The organism is Rhizobacter sp. P5_A1, assembly GCF_056400745.1.
In genome coordinates this window covers 1-2,396 of record NZ_JBFUKR010000069.1, presented here as the reverse complement: position 1 = coordinate 2,396, position 2,396 = coordinate 1, and the positions used below count along the sequence as shown (strand labels likewise).

Genomic DNA, 2,396 nt, shown 5'->3' with positions numbered 1-2,396 from the left:
GCGTACTTCAGCTCGCCGGTCTTGCCGCGGAAGACGCGGTACGACAGCACCGTGTAGCCGGCGATCGCCGGCACCGAGATGCACACGCCGATCAGGATCACCTTCAGTGCCGCGGGGCTGCTCGCGGCCTGCCAGATCGTCAGCTGGCCGATCACGACGAACGGGTAGATGCTGTAGGCCAGCCCGAGGAAGCCGAGCACGAACACGACGATCAGAAGCACGAACGGCAGCCAGCACACCGCACCGCGCACCGCGCGCGAATGCAGCAACCCGCGCACCGCGAGCAACGCGACGCCGGTCATCAGCGGGATCGCCATCAGCGCGATGATCTCGGGCAGCGCGAACCAGCGTTCGCGCACCACATCGCTGACCCAGGGCGTGGCCATCGAGATCAGCACCAGCCCCAGGACCATCGGCCACCAGGCGATCCGGGCCCACTGAACCGCGCGCTCCTGCAGCTCGCCCTCGGTCTTCATGATCAGCCAGGTCGCGCCCATCAGCACATAGGCCATCGGCAGCGCGGCCGCGATCGCCGCGGCGAACAGCGGGTAGTTCCAGCCGCTGCCGAAGCCGCTGACATAGCGCCCCAGCATCCAGCCCTGCGCGACCGCGGCCAGCGTCGAGCCGGCGAAGAACAGGCGGTCCCAGGTCTGCTTGTGCGTGTCCCTGGCCTTCACGCGGAAGTCGAACGCCACGCCGCGCAGGGTCAGCCCGACCAGCATCAGCGCGACCGGCAGGTAGAGCTCGCCGAGCACGACGCCGTGCGCGCGCGGGAACGCGATCAGCAGGATGCCCACGCCGAGCACGAGCCAGGTCTCGTTGGCATCCCAGAACGGGCCGATCGAGGCGATCATCACGTCCTTCTCGGCGTCGGTCGCGCGGTGCATCAGCATGCCCACGCCGAGGTCGTAGCCGTCGCTGACGACGTAGACGAGCATCGAGACGCCCATCAACGCCATGAAGATGATCGGCAGCGCCGTATCGAAGCTCATCCAATTCATGCCGTTCCCCCCGCAGTGACGATCGGCCTCGCGGCCTCGTCTCTGGCATCCGCTTCGATCGCCTCCTCGGGCTTCTCGGCCAGGTACTTCAGCACCGTCACGTAGGCGACGATCAGCGCGAGGTACAGCGTGATGTACAGCGTCAGCGTCAGGCCGATCATCGGCGAGCTTGCCGTCTTGGAGACCACCTCGGCGGTGCGCAGCAGCCCGTAGACGATGAACGGCTGGCGGCCGATCTCGGTGACGTACCAGCCGGCGACGGTTGCGACCCAGCCGGAGAACGTCATCGCCGCGAACAGCCACAGCAACGCGCGCGGCAATCGCGCGGGCTGCCACCGCGCGCGGCGGTAGCTCCACCAGCCGAACCAGCTCGTCGCGAGCATCAGCAGGCCCATGCCGACCATGACGCGGAAGGCGAAGAACAGCGCCAGCGGCGGCGGGTGCGCATCGCCGAACGAGTTCAGCCCGCGGATCTCGCCGTCCGGGTCGTGCTTCAGGATCAGGCTCGCGCCCCTCGGGATCGCGATCTCGAGGTGGTTCTTGCGCTGCGCCGCGTCGGGGATCGCGAACAGCAGCAGCGGCGCGCCGCGCTCGGTCTCCCAGACGCCCTCCATCGCGGCGATCTTCGCCGGCTGGTGCTCGAGCGTGTTCAGGCCGTGTTCGTCGCCGACGAAGATCTGCACCGGGATCAGCAGCGCCGCGAGCGTGAGGCCGACGCGCAGCACGCGCGGCGCCGAGCGCTGGCCGACGCCGCGCAGCAGCTGCCAGGCCGACAGGCCGGTGATCAGGAACGCGCAGGTCAGCGCCGAGGCGAGCACCATGTGCGTGAAGCGATACGGGAACGAGGGGTTGAAGATCACCTCGACCCAGCTCTTGACGTGGTAGACGCCGTCGATGATCTCGTGCCCGGCGGGGGTCTGCATCCAGGAGTTCAGCGCCAGGATCCAGAACGCCGACAGCGTGGTGCCGAACGCGACGAAGAACGTCGACATCAGGTGCACCCGCTCGCTGACCTTGCCGTGCCCGAACAGCATGATGCCGAGGAAGCCGGCCTCGAGGAAGAACGCGGTCAGCACCTCGTAGCCGAGCAGCGGCCCGGCGATGTTGCCGGCGTGCTCCATGAAGCCGGGCCAGTTGGTGCCGAACTGGAAGCTCATCGTGATGCCGCTGACGACGCCGAGCGCGAAGCTGAGCGCGAACACCTTGGTCCAGAAACGGTAGGCGTCGAGCCAGCCCTGCGCGGCGGCCTTGTCGGGTCCTTGATGTGTCTTCAGCCAGCGCAGCCGGAAGAACAGCAGCAACCAGCCCATGCCGATGCTGATCGTCGGGAACAGGATGTGGAAGGTGATGTTGGCCGCGAACTGCATGCGGGCGAGGATCAGGGGGTCCATCCAT

The 2,396-nt window shown here is 67.7% G+C and carries 2 protein-coding genes; both read right to left on the bottom strand.

Features of this window, described 5'->3' with window-relative positions:
• Positions 1-992 (bottom strand): cytochrome d ubiquinol oxidase subunit II (locus AC1DTW_RS28065; RefSeq protein ID WP_477985315.1); only part of this gene is annotated, 992 nt, incomplete at its 3' end.
• A 5-nt stretch (positions 993-997) separates the two neighbouring features.
• Positions 998-2,392, bottom strand: coding sequence for a cytochrome ubiquinol oxidase subunit I (locus AC1DTW_RS28060; RefSeq protein WP_477985313.1), 1,395 nt, complete (start codon positions 2,390-2,392; stop codon positions 998-1,000).
• Positions 2,393-2,396: the final 4 nt, after the last annotated feature.

Coding starts and splice junctions, on each gene's coding strand:
- AC1DTW_RS28060 (WP_477985313.1), bottom strand. CDS start 2,392: ATGGACCCCCTGATCCTCGCCCGCATGCAGTTCGCGGCCAACATCACC.